This is a genomic window from Novacetimonas sp. GS1 (assembly GCF_036686925.1).
Taxonomy (GTDB): Bacteria; Pseudomonadota; Alphaproteobacteria; order Acetobacterales; family Acetobacteraceae; genus Novacetimonas; species Novacetimonas hansenii.
In genome coordinates this window covers 3,398,475-3,415,722 of record NZ_VSZP01000001.1, presented here as the reverse complement: position 1 = coordinate 3,415,722, position 17,248 = coordinate 3,398,475, and the positions used below count along the sequence as shown (strand labels likewise).

Below are 17,248 nucleotides of genomic sequence, written 5' to 3'. Positions count from 1 at the left end.
CATGGATATCCCCCCACAGGTCGGAACAGGTTGGTGGCAGGGCGCGTGGCCCATGTCCGCACCACGGAACAGGGAGCGCAAAGCATGCAGGCTGTAAGCATCACGGGTGCGCAGGGCAGTACCGTATCCATTGCCACTGACAGTACGTTCACCAATACCCTTGCCCAGCAATATGCGCAGCAGGTGACTGCGACGCTGGCGGATGACACGATGGTCAGTGCGACGACCGGCACGAACCAGGCCACCGCCGCCCGCACCTTCGTCGATATCACGTCAGGCGGGACCTATACCCTTGATGGCAGCGATGCAGGCATCGTCATCGGTGGCCTGAACGGGCAGACGCTCAGTCAGGCCGTATCCGTCAACGCCACGGGTGTCACGACGCCGGTGGATGTGATCGCGGGTGACAGCGGCGGCGTGACCTATACCGCCGGCAGCCAGTCCGGGGTCTTTACGGCGGCATCAGGCAATAACGTGTTTGTCGGCGGGTCGGGTGATTACGTCATCAATACCGGTGCCGGGCGCGACACCATCAGCACCGGCACCGGTCAGGACACGATCAATGCCGGCATCGGGGCGGCCGCGATCTACCTTGCCGCCGCCAACAACACGCTGGACCTGAAAGGCGCGGATACCGTTTATTCCGCTGCTGGCGCGGCACAGAACGTCACGCTTGAAAGCAAGGGGTCGGTTTCTGGCGGTTCCAGCCTTGACCTTGGGGCAAAGTCGCGTGTGACCGATACCGGCAGCGACAACAGCATGACCGTGCATGGCGGCAGCACGATCACCGGCGGCACGGATGACAGTGTCACCCTGATGAACCAGCAGGGCCTGTACGGGCTTGAAGACCTGCTGGAGGCGCAGACGATGAACAGCGAGGCGGGGGATACGATTTCCGCCACCGGATTCGTGACGATCAACGATCCGACCGGCGGCGATGTCAGTGTCGATGGCTGCCTGCGGTTCCTCAATGCCCGCGGTAGCGCCACCGTAAGCGCATGGCGCAGCACCATTTATGGCGCGGCTGGCACCGATGACCTGAACATTACCGCCAGCGATGACACCTATACCGATTTTGATGGCAGCCAGGGGGCAGGCAATGAACTGTTCGATGGCAGCAATTCGACGGGTGACATCACTGCCATCGGCGGCAGCGGCCATAACACCCTGATCGGTGGCAGTGGCAACGACACGATGTCCGGCGCCAATGGCATCAATGATTTCATCTTTATCAAGGGGCATGCAGGCGGCCAGGACATCATCAAGGATTTTGGCAAGTCATCGGGAAATGTCGTGCAACTGAGTGGGTACAACATGACGCAGGCGTCCCTGCAGGACATGATCGCCGCCGCAACCGTGGCCGGTGGCAATACCACGGTGTCCCTGTCGGACCATACGCGCGTGACCTTCGTGGGTGTGACAGACCTCGGCGCACAGAATTTCAAGGCATAGGGTCTGATGACGGCGCTGTTGCCTGCCAATTGATCCACAGATGATCCGTCCCGGGAAATGGCCGGGGCGGATTTTTTATTTCCCTCACGTGACGGGGCGGGGTATCTGGGGCGATTTCAGGTATGCGCGCATATGATGCCATGATGCCATGATGCCATGATGCGACATGTGGCATGGTGTTGTCCCTGATTCCTGCTGGTCTTTTCGGGCATTTTGCGGGGATGCCTGTCCGGGGAAAGATGACAGGAATGTGAAATAATGATGCATATTCGATATAAAACATTCCCTCTTCGCCAAAGTTGGTATCATATCGTCTACTTCGGTAAGGGATGACGCTTTTGCTGATCAGAACAGCAATATTTGGCATGTAATGACAAAAATTCTCTGGCGTAACTCTATCTGCCGCGTTACAACCCGCGACCTCCCGGCCATGATGGTTCATGCACCATCGCGGGCGGGGACAGGATATGACCTGATTTTATACAGCATGGTTTGAAAGGAGCAGACAGTCTCGATGAGCAAAGCCTTTATTGCCGCCGTGATTCAGGATTCGATCGATTGCACTGGCGTGGCCGCCAACCAGGCTGCTTCGGACCTGATGGAAGCTATTATCAAGGAACTGAAGCGCGAAGGTGGGTTCACCCTGCCGTCATTCGGTACTTTTACCGTCAAGAAAACCAAGGCTCGCAAGGCGCTTAATCCGCGCACTGGCGAACCTGTCAAGGTCAAGGCAGGCAAGACCGTCCGTTTCAAGGCGAGTCCCAACCTGAAAAAGGCTGTCTGATATAACTTTGCCCGCCGACCGTCATGTGACGGTCGGCGGGCACATATATCATGTGACATCTATCACTGTGGCACGGCCCGTGGGCCGGATCAGGTGAACCATACGCTCAGGCTACGTACGCCCTGCGCGCCGCGGATCAGCACGCCCTGGATATCCGCCGTTGCGGAAGGGCCGCTCATCAACACGCCATAATGCGCAGTGTGGAATTCCGGCCGCGTCTGATAGGCCGTGTGCATATTGGCCGTGATCTCGCCCGGCGACAGCAGGATGACGATATGCTGTGCCAGATGCGCCAATGAATTCAGGGGCAATTGCGCCTCGCTCAGGAAAATTGACCCCGTCTCCGCAATGCCGAAGGCCGCGCGTACGACCGCGATGTCCACATCCTGGGCGTCCTGTGGGGTTTTCAGGGTTTCCGCGCGCATCGTGCCGTTGGTTTCGGGCACGGCGGAACAGACATTGCGCGCATCGGGGAAACGTCGTGCGATTGCCGCGTCAAGCGTTTCGTCACCCTGACGTTCCATCACGTCCCCGCCCAGGAGCTTGAGCGAGGCAACGAACCGTTCCACGCTGGCGTCAAGATTGCCCAGCGTCACAACGGGCGGCAGGGGATACTGCTCTGGCGCGGGGCGGTTGGTGCGCAGGGCCTGAAGGATTGTATCGCGCGCGTTCATCGTGAGTCCTCGGTCTTGCTGGCCTTGTCTGTCCGGTTGGCCTTGTACCATGCATGGAATGTCTGTTTGACCGGATGGGGATTTTCGCGGTGCTTGCCCCATGGATTGAGCCAGTTATACAGCGCAAAGCGTGGCAGCGTGCCCAGGGCTGTTTCCGTGGCGCTGATGGCGGCGCGGTACAGCTTTGGCTGTCCCATCAGCTTGCCCGCCATGTGCATGATCTCACGCTTGACGAACGGCATTTCATGGTGCTGCACCAGCACGCGGCGCCATTTGTACAACTGTTCGTGGATGTTGATCTTGACCGGGCAGACATTGGTGCAACTGCCATTCAGCGTGGAGGCATAGGGCAGGGTGCTGTATTTGCGTTCGTTGAAGGTCGGGTCGATGATCGCCCCGATCGGTCCCGAATACACCGCGCCATAGGACAGGCCACCCGACCGGCGATAGACGGGGCAGGTATTCATGCACGCCCCGCAACGGATGCATTTGAGCGAGGTCCAGAAATCCTCCATCCCCAGCCGTGCGGAGCGCCCGTTATCGACGAAGACGACATGCATTTCGCCCCCCTTCTGCGGGCCACGGAAATGCGTTGTGTATTGCGTGATGGGCGATCCCAGCGCACTGCGTGACAGCAGGCGGATGAAAACACCAAGGTCGGCCATGCGCGGCACAAGGCGTTCGATGCCGATGGTTGCGATATGCAGGTTTGGCACGGTGGCGCTGAGGTCGGCATTGCCTTCGTTCGTACAGACGACAAAGGTGCCGGTTTCCGCGACGACGAAATTGCCGCCCGTCATCCCCGCATCGGCGTGCAGGATTACGGGACGGGCCGCCTGTCGTTGTGCCTCCGCCAGCAGATGGGGGTCGCGGATGTCGGGGTCGGTCTTGTAATCCTTGGCAAAGATGCGTGCGACATCCGATGTCAGCTTATGCACGGCGGGTACGACGATGTGGCTGGGAAGCTGATCGTCAAGCTGCTGGATGCGTTCGCCAAGGTCGGTTTCGGTGACGGTGACGCCGCGTTTTTCAAGGTAGGGCCGCATGTCACATTCTTCAGTGACCATCGACTTGCTTTTGATCAGGCTGCGTGCGTTGTGGGCTTGGAGGATCTCGCCCACGATACGGTTATGTTCCGCCCCGTCACGTGCCCAGTGGACGTGAATGCCGTTTTTCTTTGCGTTCTCCTCGAACTGCTCCAGATATTCCGGCAGGCGGGCGAGCGTATGTTCCTTGATGCGCGAGGCCTCGGTGCGCAGTTCCTGCCATTCGGGCAGCATGTGCATCTGGTCATCGCGTTTCTGGCGCATGTCCCACAGGCGTTCATCATGGAACTGCAGGTGGGGGGCATCTTCGAGGAATTTTTTCGGCGGCTCTGGCGTGGTTGACCGGCCTGTTGCTCATGACCGTGCTCCGTTCAGGATCTGTGCGATATGGATGAAGCGGATCGGGATACCGGCACGTTCGGCGCAGCCCTGCTGGTGCATCACGCACGACGAATCCGCCGATACGATATATTCCGCGCCGGCCTGGTAATGGTCGCGCACCTTGTCCACGCCCATCCGTGCGGACACCGCTTCTTCCGTGACGGAGAATGTGCCGCCGAAACCACAGCATTCGTCAGGCCGCTTGGGGGTCGCAAAACGGATGCCCTTGACCTTCGTCAGCAGGTCCATCGGCTTGGAAAACGGCTTTTCACCCAGTTCCGACATGCTGGCGGTGCGGAGTGAGCGCAGGGTGCCGCAACTGTTATGCAGGCCGACTGTGTGGTTGAACTCCGCCCATGGGAATTCCTCCACCTTCAGGATGTCATGCAGGAATTCCACCAGTTCATAGGTGTTTTCACGCACATGACGGACCTCATCGGTCTGGAGGATGGCGTCGAAATTGTCGCGTACATGATGCGTGCAACTGCCTGATGGCATGACGATCTTGTCAAACCGGGCGAAGTTGCGCACGAACAGGGCCTCGGCAGCGGCGGCATCGGAATTGCAGCCGGAATTGCCCATTGGCTGTCCACAGCACGTCTGGTCAAGCGGGTATTCGACATCCTGTCCCAGTTTTTCCAGCAACTCCAGCGTGGCAATGCCGGCCTGCGGGTAGAAAGCATCAATATAACAGGGAATAAACAGGCCAATCTTCATCAGGGAGCACTCATCCGTAACAGATGGGGGGAACGTGGCGCATGGTATGTTATGGCGTCAAATATATATTGAACTAGGTTTCCATATATTATTTATATGGCAAATGGATTTAAGACATCTACGCTATTTTGTCGCTGTCGCGGAAAATGGCAGTTTCACACGCGCGGCCGAACAGTTGGGGATAGAGCAGCCCCCCCTGAGCCAGCAGATCAAGCAGTTCGAGAACGAACTTGGCGTCCTGCTGTTCCAGCGGCTGACACGTGGGGTGCGTCTGACGGATGTGGGCGTCGTACTGATGGATCAGGCCAAGGCCATCCTTGGCATGCAACAGCAGTTCCTGTCCATCGCGACCGGCCTTGCGCGGGGTGAACGTGGGCACCTGCGGGTCGGGCTGGCGGGGGCGGTGTCGCTGTTGCCGCTGATCCCGCAGACGGTGCGCCACTTTCGCGAGGAATGGCCTGATGTCACCATCTCGCTGGAGGAAAGCAATACGCCCGCCCTGCGCAAGGCGTTGCATGACCGGGCCATCGACATCGCAATCGTCCGCCCCCCTGTGCCCGATGGGGGGGAGGGGCTGGTTGTTTCGCCCCTGCTGGCGGAACCAACGGTGGTGGCGCTGCCCAAGGGGCACGAGCTGGCCTCCCGCCCAAGGCTGGAGCTTGAGATGCTGGCGGATGAACCATTGATCATCTTTCCGCGCGAACTTGGTCCCGGGTTTCATGACGCCATCCTGTCGGCGTGCCAGAATGCGGGCTTTACCCCCCGTATGGGACAGCAGGCCCCGCAGATCGCCTCGACCGTACCGCTGGTTGCGGCGGGTCTTGGCATTTCTGTGGTGCCACAATCACTGCACCAGATCCATTCGGGGGGGGTGACCTATCACTCGCTGGGGCCCAAGGCGCCCAAGGCGGACCTGGCGATTGCAATACGCGCGGGGCAGCATTCGCCGCTGATTGCGCATTTCGTGGCGATCTTGCGTGATTCGTGCCGTGATATGCAATTGCCAGAGGGGGACGGGATGACGTCCGATCCCCCGGAGAGTACCTGAAAAATTGCCCTAAAAGCTGACGCCTACAGGACAGTGGGCGATAGGGGCGGTTGGGCAATGGCCGGTTGGGAAAGAACAATGAAAGCTTTTGGACGCGGGCTGTTCAAAAAGACAATGTTTTTGTGATGTTTTTGAAAGCGGATTCTTTGGGAATCTGAACTTTCATTCTCATTTACCCGTGGGTCGATTTCAGATGGACATGGTAAAAAGGGGGAACCCCTCTATGGGAGTTCTCCCTTCATAACCAATCACGGCCCGCCATTCAGGCGGGATCACGGCAGGTCAGTTGTTGTTGCTGTCGTTGCTGGTGTTGCCGTCGTGGTTGTGGTGCTTGCCGCCATGGTGCCTGCCCTCGTGATGTTCACCTTCATGGTGCTCACCTTCTTTATGCTCGCCACCATTTTCGCCATCGCGATGTTCGCCGTGGTTGCCCTGCTCTTCATGGCGCTCTTCGTGGTGGTGGTTGTTTTGCTCGTCCTGCGCCATGGCGGGAACGCCATACGCACCAAGGGCACCAGCAACACCGGCAATCATCAGGAAACGTGTAAACTTCATGAAATGTCCCTCCTATTTATTTCATCAATAAAGCATTATGAACGCGACCTTATAGTGTCTTTAATGTGTACAAATGTTTCAGTCCGAAATAATTGAAAAATAAATTTATAGTTTTTTAATAAATATATTAAGGGCGGACAAGACTATACGATTCTGGACATGGATCATGGGTGTTCCACAAGATTTGTTTGCGGTGTGACGGGTTTTACTGTCTGTCACGTGCCGCATGTACCAGCGTATGGATAAATGACAGCTTGCGCAGAATGGCCGGTGTCAGCACGAAAGGATAGAAATCCGCCAGTCCCATGGACCGGTTCAGGCTGTTGACGGCATAGGTCAGTGGCAGCCACCCCTGCGCAATGGTATCGAATGCCGCCACGTCATAGGGATTGTCGTCAATCATGGCGCGCTGGCTCTGTGGATTGCCGGGCTGTTCACGCACCGTCATGCCATAGGCCCATGCCGTTTCCAGCGTGGAGACGATGTGCAGGTAATGCGCCCATGTCTCTGCAAAATCCTCCCACGGGTGGCAGGTGGCGTATTCGCTGACATAATGCGTCCGCCATCCCTGTGGTGGCCCATTTTCATAATGCCGTTGCAACGCCTGTTGGTAATCCATGCGGTCATCGCCGAAAATGGCCCTGCATTGCGTCAGGAACTGCTCGTCGCGTACCAGCAGGTTCCAGTAATAATGTCCGATTTCATGGCGGAAATGGCCCAGCAGCGTGCGGTAATGTTCGCCCATTTCCATGCGCATCTTCTCGCGCTGGGCATCATCGGCTTCGCGCAGGGCGATGGTGATCAGGCCGTTCTGGTGCCCCGTCATGACCGGTGGCCCCTTGGGTGCGTCATCAAGGAAATCGAAGGCCAGCCCCTCTGTGGGGTCCTGTTGGCGCGTATGCATCGGCAGGTGAAGGCGCAGCAACGTATAGAACAGGCGATGCTTGGCGATTTCGATCTTGTGCCATCGTTCCAGGTTGCCGGGCACGGACAGGTTGGGGATGATGCGGTTGAACTGGCATGCAACGCAGAATGCCTGTCCGGGCTGGCTGGCGGGGATCAGCCAGTTGCAGGTTCCATGGGCATGGTTGGCGCAGAATCGGTAAGGGCCGTCATCTGCACGTGTATCAAGCGCATGCCATGCGTTGCCATCTTCGGTCGGGGTCAGTGCAGACAGGCTGTTAAGGGTGGGGATATAGCCTAGCCGGTGCCCACAGCGTTCGCAGGCCGTATTTTCGAAAAACAGGACCTGATCGCAAGACTGGCATGAAAAGAGTTGCACGGCTGTTTGCTTTCCGTAACGCGAAGGGGTGCATGTGCCACGCCCCATGGGGAAAGTCAGGATATGGCATTCCCGTGTGGGTCGTGACAGTCCTTTATCTTCTGGGCCTTTATCTCATGGGCCTTTGTGTTGTCGCTGCGGCCTGCATGATGAAGGGTCATCGAAACGTCGAGGGTTGCGTTACAACTGTCGAGCAGCCCTGAAACCGGGGCGACCTGTTCGGGATGTGCCGCCGCTGCCAGCGCGATGTGTCCCCGTGACGTCAGCAGTCCCGACGTGGTGTCGAACCCCACCCATCCGATGTCGGGGATATGGGCCTGTGCCCAGGCATGCAGGTCGCATGTCGTGCCGCTGGCATCGGGTTGTATCAGGTATCCCGACACGAAACGCGCGGGTATGCCCATGTGGCGCAGGACCTGTATGAACAGCCACGCGCTGTCACGGCATGATCCCGTCTGGCGGCCCAGTGTTTCTTCGGCGTCCCAGACACCGGCCTCCATGCGGGTGCGGTAGGTGGTGCGGGTGGCAATCATCCGGTTGATCGCCGCCAGCCGGGCGCATGGGTCGGCAGTGTGGATCGACGCGGCCTCCGCAACGAAGGCGCGCAGGTGCGGCCCGGCGGCCTGTGGCGTCATGAAGGTGCCAAGCGCCGGGGCCGGGGTGGGGATAAGCTCGGCGCACGGGGCGGAACCTGTTGCTGGGGCAAGGTCCGCCGTCAGGCGCACCGTGATGTCGAAATCACGAACCTGCCGGTCAAATGTGATGTGGGCTTCGTGGTTGCCAAAATCATCATGTCGCCATGTCCTGTGGTGGTCATGGGGCGCAATATCCATGGCATAGGATACGATGGGGGTCGGGCATGCCGCGTGCGGGCGCAGGCGGATGGTCTGGGGGCCAAGGAAAACCGGGCGGTCGTAATGGTAGCTTGTCCGGTGAACCAGCGTGACGGGCCGGTTCATCACAGGGGGGCTTTCACGAAAGCATGTCGTACAAGAAAAGGCATCATGTTCCCGGACCGCCATGCGTACAATGTATCAGGCACGCGCCCCCCATGCATTGCATGACTTTGCCAGCAGCACCATACGCTGTGGTCATTTCGTTGAAGGAATGGCGAAAAAAGGAAATGGCATGCAGATTTCACCTTGGCAAGAACGTGTTTTCTTGCTCCGCTAAGTCGTAAGCGTAACGAAATGGCAGGTGGGTGGGCATGTTTCCGTCACGCCTGACCCCCCTTCCGCCAAGGGTACGGGAGCAGGGGCATGAATGATACGGTGGGGCGCGGCCAGGGACAGGGCGCGGGGCTGTTTGCGACATATGACGTGCCATCGTCCTTTTGCGAACTCATGCACCGTGCCGATCCCGCCACTCCGGGCCTGCGCTGCGTGCGCGACCGGCTGGCGCATTTCGAGCTTGATGAGCTGCGCCGTCGCACCGCGGCGGTGGAGGCACAGCTTTATCGCCTGGGTATTACCTTTACCGTCTATACCGATAATCAGGCCATCGACCGCATCCTGCCCTTTGACGTGGTGCCGCGGATCCTGACGGCGGCGGAATGGGATCATGTGGAACGCGGCGTGCGTCAGCGCGTGCAGGCGATCAACCTGTTCCTGTGGGACATTTACCATGACCGCCACATCCTGCGTGACGGGATCATCCCGTCGGAAATGGTGCTGGGCAATGCCAATTACTGTTCCGCGATGGTGGGGCTTGACGTGCCGGGCGGGGTCTATGTCCATGTCAACGGCACGGACCTGGTGCGCGACCCCGCCGGGCGTTTCCTGATATTGGAGGATAACGCCCGCACGCCGTCGGGCGTGTCCTATGTCATTGAAAACCGGCACATGATGTTGCGCATGATGCCTGACCTTGCCTCCGGTCTGGATATCCGCCCGGTTGACGAATATGGCCCCCGCCTGCATCGCGCGCTGGCGGAAACCGCGCCGCAGGGCGTGGACGACCCGCAGGTCGTGCTGCTGTCGCCGGGTATTTATAATGCGGCGTATTTCGAACATGTCTTCCTTGCACGCGAAATGGGCATTCCCCTTGTAGAGGGGCGTGACCTCATGGTTGTCGATGGTCGCGTTTTCATGCGTACGGTCGCGGGGCTGTCGCCGGTCCATACGATCTATCGTCGCCTGAATGACGATTTCCTTGACCCGGAGGTCTTCAATCCCGACAGCCTGCTTGGTGTGCCGGGGCTGGTGAATGCCTATCGCCGGGGGAATGTCACCATCGCCAATGCCCTTGGGACCGGTGTTGCCGATGACAAGGCGGTCTATGCCTATATGCCGCGTATCATCCGGTATTATCTGGATCAGGACCCCATCCTTGATAATGTGGAAACCCATATCTGCGCGGAGAAGGCGGGGCTGGATTACACGCTGGCGAATCTTGAACATCTCGTGGTCAAGCCGGTTGGGGAATCCGGGGGGTATGGGCTGCTGATCGGGCCGCATGCCACGGCGGCCGAACTGGATGATTTCCGTGCGCGCCTGATGGCTGATCCCGCCAATTATATCAGCCAGCCCGTCATCAACCTGTCGGTTTCACCCACATTGTGTCCGGCCGGGCTGGAGGCGCGACATGTGGACCTGCGTCCCTTCGCCGTGACGGGCAAGGATACATGGGTGCTGCCCGGTGGCCTGTCGCGCGTGGCGTTGCGCAAGGGATCGCTGGTGGTCAATTCCTCGCAGGGGGGTGGTTCAAAGGACACATGGGTGCTTGCGTCATGAAAAATCTTTCGGTTTTCCCCACACCCGTCCTGCCGGGCCTTCATAACCTGCTGTCACGTTATGCCGAGAGCATGACATGGATGGCGCGTTATATGGAGCGCATCGAAAACCTTGCCCGCCTGATTGAGGTGACGGGCACCTTTGTCCGTCCCCGCAATGGTCATGCGGGGTGGGAATCCCTGCTGCAGATCAACGCGGACGAGGACCGTTTCCATGCAATACATGAGGAGGCTTCGGAACATGCGGTCGTGGGATTTTATATCACCGAACGTGACAATCCCGGTTCCATTGCCGGGATGGCCCATGGCGTGCGTGAAAATGCCCGGGCGTTGCGTCCACTGATTTCCACGGAAATGTGGATGCACCTGAACGTCTTTACGCAATGGGTGCGCGACCTGACGCCGCGCGATGTCCGGGCCGGCAGCCTGTCGGGCATCTGCACGCGCCTGAAACAGGAATGCCAGACCCATTTCGGCATTACCGAAGGCACGTTGTACCGTGATCAGGCATGGCTGTTCTATGTGCTGGGCAAATATCTGGAACGGGCGGACCAGATCACCCGCCTGTTGGATATCAAATATCACATCCTGTTGCCGCGCGGGGTTGATGTCGGGTCTGATATCGACACCAGCCAGTGGACATCCGTCCTGCGATCTGCTGCGGCCTATCACGCGTTCCGCCGTGTGCTGCCATCGGGGATGACACCGGTGAACATCGTCGGATTCCTGCTCAAAAATGATGGGTTTCCGCGTTCACTTTCCACCAGCCTGCGTCAGGTTCATTCCGCGTTGGGGTTGCTGTCGGGGGAATATCGCCTGCGCCACAGCAGCCACATCCTTGAACGGGTGGAGGAATTGCGCGTAACCCTTGCGGAACAGACCGCCGAGGAAATCATCGGGCGCGGCCTGCATGAATATATGGAATGGATGCAGTGCCAGTTGCGCCAGATTCAGGAGGAAATCATGCAGGCGTTCTGGCCTGCCGTGCCGGTGCCTGTATCGGTCGCGATGTCAGGGGGGCAGGTGCAGTAATGCGCGTGGCCATGCCCCCGCCGGGGGTGGGTGACCCCATATAAAATGCAAGGGCGTGCCGCGCGCGGATATTTCCACTCCCCCCCGGGTCACGCCGCTTTTTTAAAAGACTGTTTGAAAAGTAAGTCTCAATAACATCCTGAAATCATAAAAGTTTTTGGTGAAGCTTTTTCCAAAAAGCTTCAGAAGACGCCGCCTTTTTAAAAAAAGGCAGCACCCAAAAACTTTTCGTGTTTTTTATCAGTGAGTTGTTTTCAAACACTCTCTAAGAACCTGATTCGAAAGTTTTTCAGCACTGACAATGCCTTGCGGTTCTGCGGGTCAGCATGCGGATTGAGGCGATCAAAGTCCACGCTGTTGATGAGGCTATGGACTTTTCCCAGTCTTTGGCGAGCCGCCTGCATCGACCGAGCCAGGCGAATGTTCGTTCGACCACCCAGCGGCGAGGCAGGATTTCAAAGCCTCTGGCTGTGTCTGATCGCCTGATGATTTCGACCGTCCATTTTCCCATGCTGGCGAGCGCGGATCGCAGTTTATTACCGGCATAGCCGCCATCGGCGAAGATGTGGCGAAGCCATGGAAAGTGTTTGCGTATTGCCGCCAGGACATCGACAGCCCCGTCACGATCCTGAATGTCAGCGGCATGAACAAGGAGGAAGATCAGGAAGCCGCAGGTATCCGTCAGAATATGGCGCTTGCGACCTTTGACCTTCTTTCCAGCGTCATAACCGGAAATTCCCCCACTTTCCGTGGTTTTCACCGACTGGCTATCAATCACGCCCGCGCTCGGGGAGGCCTTACGCCCTTCGATCTCCCGCAGGTTCATGACCAGTACTGTGTTCATCGCTTCGAACAGTCCGGCATCACGCCATGCGTAAAAGTAGCGCCTGACGGTCGAGACCGGTGGAAAGCATTTCGGCAGCAGACGCCACGCACACCCACCCGAGGCGATATAGAGTATCGCGTTTACAACCTCGCGCATATCCGCCGTGCGAGGCCGTCCGCCCCGTTTCGCCGGGGGCACGAACGGCATAATCAAAGCCCACTCCGCATCCGTCATATCCGATGGATATCGCAATCCCTCCCGGCTATGTTCGTGTCGGGCAATACCAGTCCATGCCACCATTCACTCCATCTCTTCGCAAAGACGGATGAATCACAACATGCTGGTATTGTTCAAAAACTTTCGGATCAGGCTCTTAGAAAAAGGCGGCACCCGGAAGCTCTTGCTCACCCCTGCCGTCAGGCCGGGGCAATTTCCTTGGGCGTATAGCCCGCAAGCCATGTGATGAGGTCGTCAGAGGCAAGCGGCTTTGAGAACATGTAGCCCTGCAGCACATCGCAATCCATGTTGACCAGGATCTGGCGCTGTTCTTCATGCTCCACCCCTTCGGCAACCACGGTCATGCCCAGACTCTGGCCAATGCGGATCACCGCGGTTACGACCGAACGGACCTTGTCCACTGTTTCCAGACCGTTCATGAAGCTGCGGTCGATCTTCACCTCATTGACCGGCAGGCCAGCAAGGTTCGACAGGCTGGAGAAGCCGGTCCCGAAATCGTCCATCGACATGCCGACCCCCAGTTCACGCAACGCCTGTGCGGCCTTGATGGTGCGGTCATAATTGTCGATCATCGTGCTTTCGGTAATTTCCACCATCAGGCGTGCAGGCGGGATACCTGTTTCTTCCAGGACTTCCGCCACGAATTCCGGCAGCTTTTCATCGCGGAAATGCAGCGGGGACAGGTTGACCGACACGGTGGGGACATCAATCCCGTCGCGGATCCATTCGGCCATCTGGCGGCATGCCGCGCGCATCGACCATTTGCCGATGGCCTCGATCTGTCCTGTTTCCTCCGCCACGGCGATGAAGCGCGCAGGGGAAATGAAGCCAAGGGTCGGGTCGTTCCAGCGTGACAGCGCCTCCACCCCATACATCTTGCCCGTGCGGGCATGTACCTGCGGCTGATAGACAAGGCGCAGGCGATCATGCGCAATCGCATCACGCAACGCCGCAGCAAGGATCAGGCGGTCCGTAGCCTGCTGGTTCATCTTGGGGCTGAAGAAGCAGTAATTGGCCCCCCCATGCGCCTTTGCCTGGAACATCGCCGTTTCGGCATGCTTGAGCAGTGTCTCCCCCGCCTCACCATTCTCGGGATAGACGCTGATCCCGATGCTGGCGGAAAATGTGACGGATACGTCGCCTACCTGCATCGGTTGGGACAGCAGGCGCAGGACCATGTCAGACAGGGATGACGCATGCTGCTGGATGCCGCTGGTGATGATCGTGAACTGATCGCCGCCGGACCGTACGATCGTGTCGTCGATGCCGATCGCATCACGCAGTTGCGTCGCGATATAGGAAATCAGGTCATCGCCCGCCGCATGGCCGAAGACATCGTTGATGTTCTTGAAATTATCCAGTCCCAACGACAGCAGCATGAAATTGCCGCGTGTGGGACGGCGCAGCATCTTGTCGAGGTGCTGGCGCAGCCACATCCGGTTCGGCAGGCCCGTCAGCGTATCGAAATGCGACAGCTTGGCGATATGTTCCTTTGCCTCGTACCGCTCCAGCGCCAGCGTACACAGGTGCAGGCTGGCGCTGACGGCCTTCTGGCACCATGATTGCGGCTGGCGCTTGGTGCGGAAATACAGGGTGAACACCCCGGCCACCCTGCCGCCACGCAGCACGATGGGGGTGGCCCATGCGGCGCGGATGCCGTTGCGCATGGCCGCCGAACGCAGCGTCAGCCATTTGGGGTCAATCTCGATATCGGGGGAGGTAATGCTTTTCCCGGTATAGGCGGCGACGCCGCTGCTGCCGACATCCGGCCCGATTTCAAGGGAATCGAACAGTTCGACCAGCGACAGCGGCAGGCTGGCGCGACCGACGCATTTCAGCTTGGAACTGTTATCCACCGTAAAGATGGCGGGCATCACGTCGAGGCCGTTATTTTCAATGCGGCGGCAGATGAAATCCATGATTTCGCGCAGGCTGAGATCGCTGGAGATTGCCTCCAGCGCGTCGCGCTGCAACGTTTCGAGGAAATGGTTTTCTGTAATGTCCGTCAGCACGACGACGATATTCTCGATATCGCCATGGTCTTCGAACACCGGGTTCATCGTGGCCGAAACCCAGATGTCGCGTCCGTTCTTGTGCCGTGCGCGGATGTCCAGGGTAAAGCCCTTGTCATTCTGCGCCCCGGCATGAAGCTGGTTCAGCGTGCTGATATCCGTCGTGTCGCCCGCCAGGATGACCGACAGGCCATGGCCGATGACGTGGCTGGGTTCATAGCCGAACATGTCGGTAAAGGCCCGGTTGACGTAAATCAGCCTGAATTCAGGATCGAGGATGACCACCCCACGATCGGTTTCGCGTACCACAAGTGATAGCAGGCGGATTTTTTCGCGGTCCGCCACCTCCTGGGAAATGTCACGGATCAACGCCATGTAGCCGATCTTGCCGCTGACTGAAATGCGTGACAGCGACAGTTCCGCCCAGAAGCTGGTACCGTCGAAACGTTCCACCTGCACCTCGCGCGAGGTGCCGACGATCTTGTTGATGCCCGTGTCGCGATTATGCTTGATCAGGTCATCATGGGATGAGCGGATCTTGCGCGGGACCAGCACGTTGACGTTGCGGCCCAGCACATCCGCGCGCGTGCAGTTCCACAGCCGTTCAGCCGCGCTGTTGAAGAATGTAACCGTGTTGGTCTCATCAATCAGGACGACCCCCAGAATGGTCTGTTCAAGGGCAGGCAGGACTGTGACCTGCGTGTCATCGAGGGTGTCCCGGGGCATGGCGAACTCCACAATTTCAGATGCGAACCAGATTACAGGCAGAAAATGCAAAAAGCCCCGCGACGGAAATGACGGGTCGCAGCGGGTGGGAATGAAGGGAATGAAATGCGGATGTGCGGGCGTATCATCGCGGCCCCGTGCCCATGTTGCATCGGGGCCAAGCCTGCAGCAAACAGGCGGGGCATTGTAAACGGGCAGCAGGAGACTGATTGTCGTAAAGAGGCATCCAGCAGTCTGATTTTATCATGGCACCAGAAGTAGATTTGTAAATTCGTGAAATAATATCAAAAACTTATGATCCTCTCTATAAGTTTAAAAAACATTAATAACTGTTGCGGCTAATTTAAATCACATTTTTGTGATATTTGCGTGTCATATCATATTCATACCGGCATCACGGGACCGGAACGTTCCCGTCCCGCGACTGTACACCGCCAGCGCACATTACGGGCAGTCCGCACTCTGGTGGGGGAATTCCCCCAACGTTCCTGTGTGCATGACGGGCAACGGCCATATGTGAACACATGTATGATAAATGTTAAAAAAGAATATCGGAAATACGGAAATCCAAGCGCTGACCCGGTCCTGATTGGCGTGGGGCCTGCGCATCATGCGCCATGCGGATTTTGCGTCGTACGATTCGAACAGAAGGGGCATTTGTCCCCCGTATCGCAATGGACGCGTCACAGTCGCAACGGTGCGCCACAAAAACAGCAATGCTGCCTGCACCCGGCAGGGGCCTCTCCAGAGAGGGGCGGCGTGCGGGGATAGGGATGATTTGGAAAATCGGCTGGCTGGGGCGGGAGGATTCGAACCTCCGCATGGCGGAATCAAAATCCGCTGCCTTACCGCTTGGCTACGCCCCAATCTTTACGAACGATTCGTCGTTGCTGCCGCACTTCTAAAGCGCGAAGCGGGTGCGCGTAAAGGGGCAACAGCACTTCGACGGATGGAAAAGCCGTTTTCAGGCAAAAGGTTCCAACGGCAGGTCCACACTCGGGTCCGTGGAGAAGTCATGCGCCCCGAGGCCCGTGGCGGATTCCGGTGCATCAGTGGCCTTGCCGCGTCCGGGCAGTGCGCTGAAACGCAGCGCCTTGTCGAGTGCCTTGTCGAGGGTGGCCATGGTGGTGCCCATGTCCTGGCTGTCATCCTTGTCCCATGCACGCAGTGTCAGGGTCCATGCCCCAAGCAGCGCCTGGACACGCAGCGCGCCCGCCAGTCCGCTGACTTCCAGACCTGCGGCGCCAAGCATCCATTTCATGCTTTCGACCGTCGCCCCACCCAGCAGCAGCGCCAGTGGCGGGTCGAACGGCAGCGCACGCAGCGCGGCGCGCACACCGGGGCGGTACTGTTGGAATACATCAAGGCGACGCATCAGCAGGTCGAACAGTTTTTCACGCGGGGTGCCGGTTGATCCGTCATCCACCAGCGCTGCTTCATCCGCAAGGCGCCCCAGCGTCAGCAGGATATTCGCCTTGAACGCAAAGCGCTTGCGCGCGACATCCAGACTCAGTCCCGCATCGCGTGCGGCATCAACAACCGTCATTCGCCGCCAGCCGTAAAGGGCGGCGCGCTCCATCGCGGCGCGGAGAAGGGCATCGTCAAACTGGTCGTTGTCCATGGAAATCACGATCTTCCGGATGTCTTGTCTGCCCGGGCGTGTCGGGTGCGCATATGATGCAATGACACGGGCCGGGCGCTGACGTGATATGGCGAAAGGTTTCGCCGGGTTGTGGCCGTTATAT

13 protein-coding genes, 1 tRNA gene and 1 pseudogene are annotated in these 17,248 nt (G+C 58.4%); 5 read left to right on the top strand and 10 right to left on the bottom strand.

The annotated features are described in order from the left end of the window. Positions 1-84: 84 nt before the first annotated feature. Together FYB92_RS15060 and FYB92_RS15055 are read left to right on the top strand one after the other, a co-directional pair. On the top strand, positions 85-1,452 hold the full coding sequence (locus FYB92_RS15060; protein ID WP_332828912.1) for a hypothetical protein: 1,368 nt from the start codon (positions 85-87) through the stop codon (positions 1,450-1,452). A 514-nt stretch (positions 1,453-1,966) separates the two neighbouring features. Then, on the top strand, positions 1,967-2,236 hold the full coding sequence (locus FYB92_RS15055) for an HU family DNA-binding protein (RefSeq protein WP_003617455.1): 270 nt from the start codon (positions 1,967-1,969) through the stop codon (positions 2,234-2,236). Positions 2,237-2,325: 89 nt separating this feature from the next. Here FYB92_RS15055 and FYB92_RS15050 read toward each other — a convergent pair whose 3' ends face one another. The 3 genes and pseudogenes from FYB92_RS15050 to FYB92_RS15040 all read right to left on the bottom strand — a co-directional run bounded on the left by FYB92_RS15050 (position 2,326) and on the right by FYB92_RS15040 (position 5,054). Next, positions 2,326-2,910 carry an LUD domain-containing protein gene (locus FYB92_RS15050; RefSeq protein WP_003617457.1) on the bottom strand — a complete coding sequence of 195 codons (585 nt, stop codon included), beginning with the start codon at positions 2,908-2,910 and terminating at the stop codon, positions 2,326-2,328. Beyond that, positions 2,907-4,314: pseudogene (locus FYB92_RS15045) on the bottom strand (lactate utilization protein B). Before FYB92_RS15045 ends, FYB92_RS15050 begins: the two are co-directional and overlap by 4 nt. Further along, positions 4,311-5,054: a (Fe-S)-binding protein gene (locus FYB92_RS15040; protein ID WP_332828911.1), complete on the bottom strand. Its 744-nt coding sequence runs from the start codon at positions 5,052-5,054 to the stop codon at positions 4,311-4,313. Before FYB92_RS15040 ends, FYB92_RS15045 begins: the two are co-directional and overlap by 4 nt. Positions 5,055-5,157: 103 nt before the next feature. On the opposite strand from FYB92_RS15040, the gene FYB92_RS15035 reads away from it, so the two are divergent. After that, positions 5,158-6,102, top strand: a complete 945-nt coding sequence (locus tag FYB92_RS15035) for a LysR family transcriptional regulator (protein WP_075632397.1) — start codon at positions 5,158-5,160, stop codon at positions 6,100-6,102. 282 nt (positions 6,103-6,384) lie between these two features. On the opposite strand, the gene FYB92_RS15030 is transcribed toward FYB92_RS15035, so the two are convergent. The 3 genes from FYB92_RS15030 to FYB92_RS15020 all read right to left on the bottom strand — a co-directional run bounded on the left by FYB92_RS15030 (position 6,385) and on the right by FYB92_RS15020 (position 8,898). Then, positions 6,385-6,657 (bottom strand): hypothetical protein, encoded by a 273-nt coding sequence (locus FYB92_RS15030; protein ID WP_062808532.1) that lies wholly within the window; start codon positions 6,655-6,657, stop codon positions 6,385-6,387. Positions 6,658-6,862: 205 nt separating this feature from the next. Next, on the bottom strand, positions 6,863-7,939 hold the full coding sequence (locus FYB92_RS15025; RefSeq protein ID WP_332828910.1) for a putative zinc-binding peptidase: 1,077 nt from the start codon (positions 7,937-7,939) through the stop codon (positions 6,863-6,865). A 56-nt stretch (positions 7,940-7,995) separates the two neighbouring features. Further along, on the bottom strand, positions 7,996-8,898 hold the full coding sequence (locus tag FYB92_RS15020; protein WP_081378624.1) for a transglutaminase family protein: 903 nt from the start codon (positions 8,896-8,898) through the stop codon (positions 7,996-7,998). A gap of 300 nt (positions 8,899-9,198) precedes the next feature. Here FYB92_RS15020 and FYB92_RS15015 point away from each other — a divergent pair, with 300 nt between their 5' ends. Together FYB92_RS15015 and FYB92_RS15010 are read left to right on the top strand one after the other, a co-directional pair. Beyond that, positions 9,199-10,671: a circularly permuted type 2 ATP-grasp protein gene (locus FYB92_RS15015; RefSeq protein WP_332828909.1), complete on the top strand. Its 1,473-nt coding sequence runs from the start codon at positions 9,199-9,201 to the stop codon at positions 10,669-10,671. Next, positions 10,653-11,702 carry an alpha-E domain-containing protein gene (locus tag FYB92_RS15010; protein WP_040510386.1) on the top strand — a complete coding sequence of 350 codons (1,050 nt, stop codon included), beginning with the start codon at positions 10,653-10,655 and terminating at the stop codon, positions 11,700-11,702. Before FYB92_RS15015 ends, FYB92_RS15010 begins: the two co-directional genes overlap by 19 nt. A gap of 289 nt (positions 11,703-11,991) precedes the next feature. Here the strand turns inward: FYB92_RS15010 and FYB92_RS15005 are convergent, their stop codons facing one another. From FYB92_RS15005 to FYB92_RS14990, 4 genes are all read right to left on the bottom strand, one after another. Continuing rightward, entirely contained in the window at positions 11,992-12,828 is an 837-nt protein-coding gene (locus tag FYB92_RS15005; protein WP_275881281.1) for an IS5-like element IS1031C family transposase, read from the bottom strand. A gap of 116 nt (positions 12,829-12,944) precedes the next feature. Then, entirely contained in the window at positions 12,945-15,503 is a 2,559-nt protein-coding gene (locus tag FYB92_RS15000) for an EAL domain-containing protein (protein WP_110550136.1), read from the bottom strand. 791 nt (positions 15,504-16,294) lie between these two features. Then, positions 16,295-16,369: transfer RNA gene (locus FYB92_RS14995), tRNA-Gln, on the bottom strand. 98 nt (positions 16,370-16,467) lie between these two features. After that, on the bottom strand, positions 16,468-17,124 hold the full coding sequence (locus FYB92_RS14990) for a hypothetical protein (protein WP_062808535.1): 657 nt from the start codon (positions 17,122-17,124) through the stop codon (positions 16,468-16,470). Between the last annotated feature and the right edge of the window lie 124 nt (positions 17,125-17,248).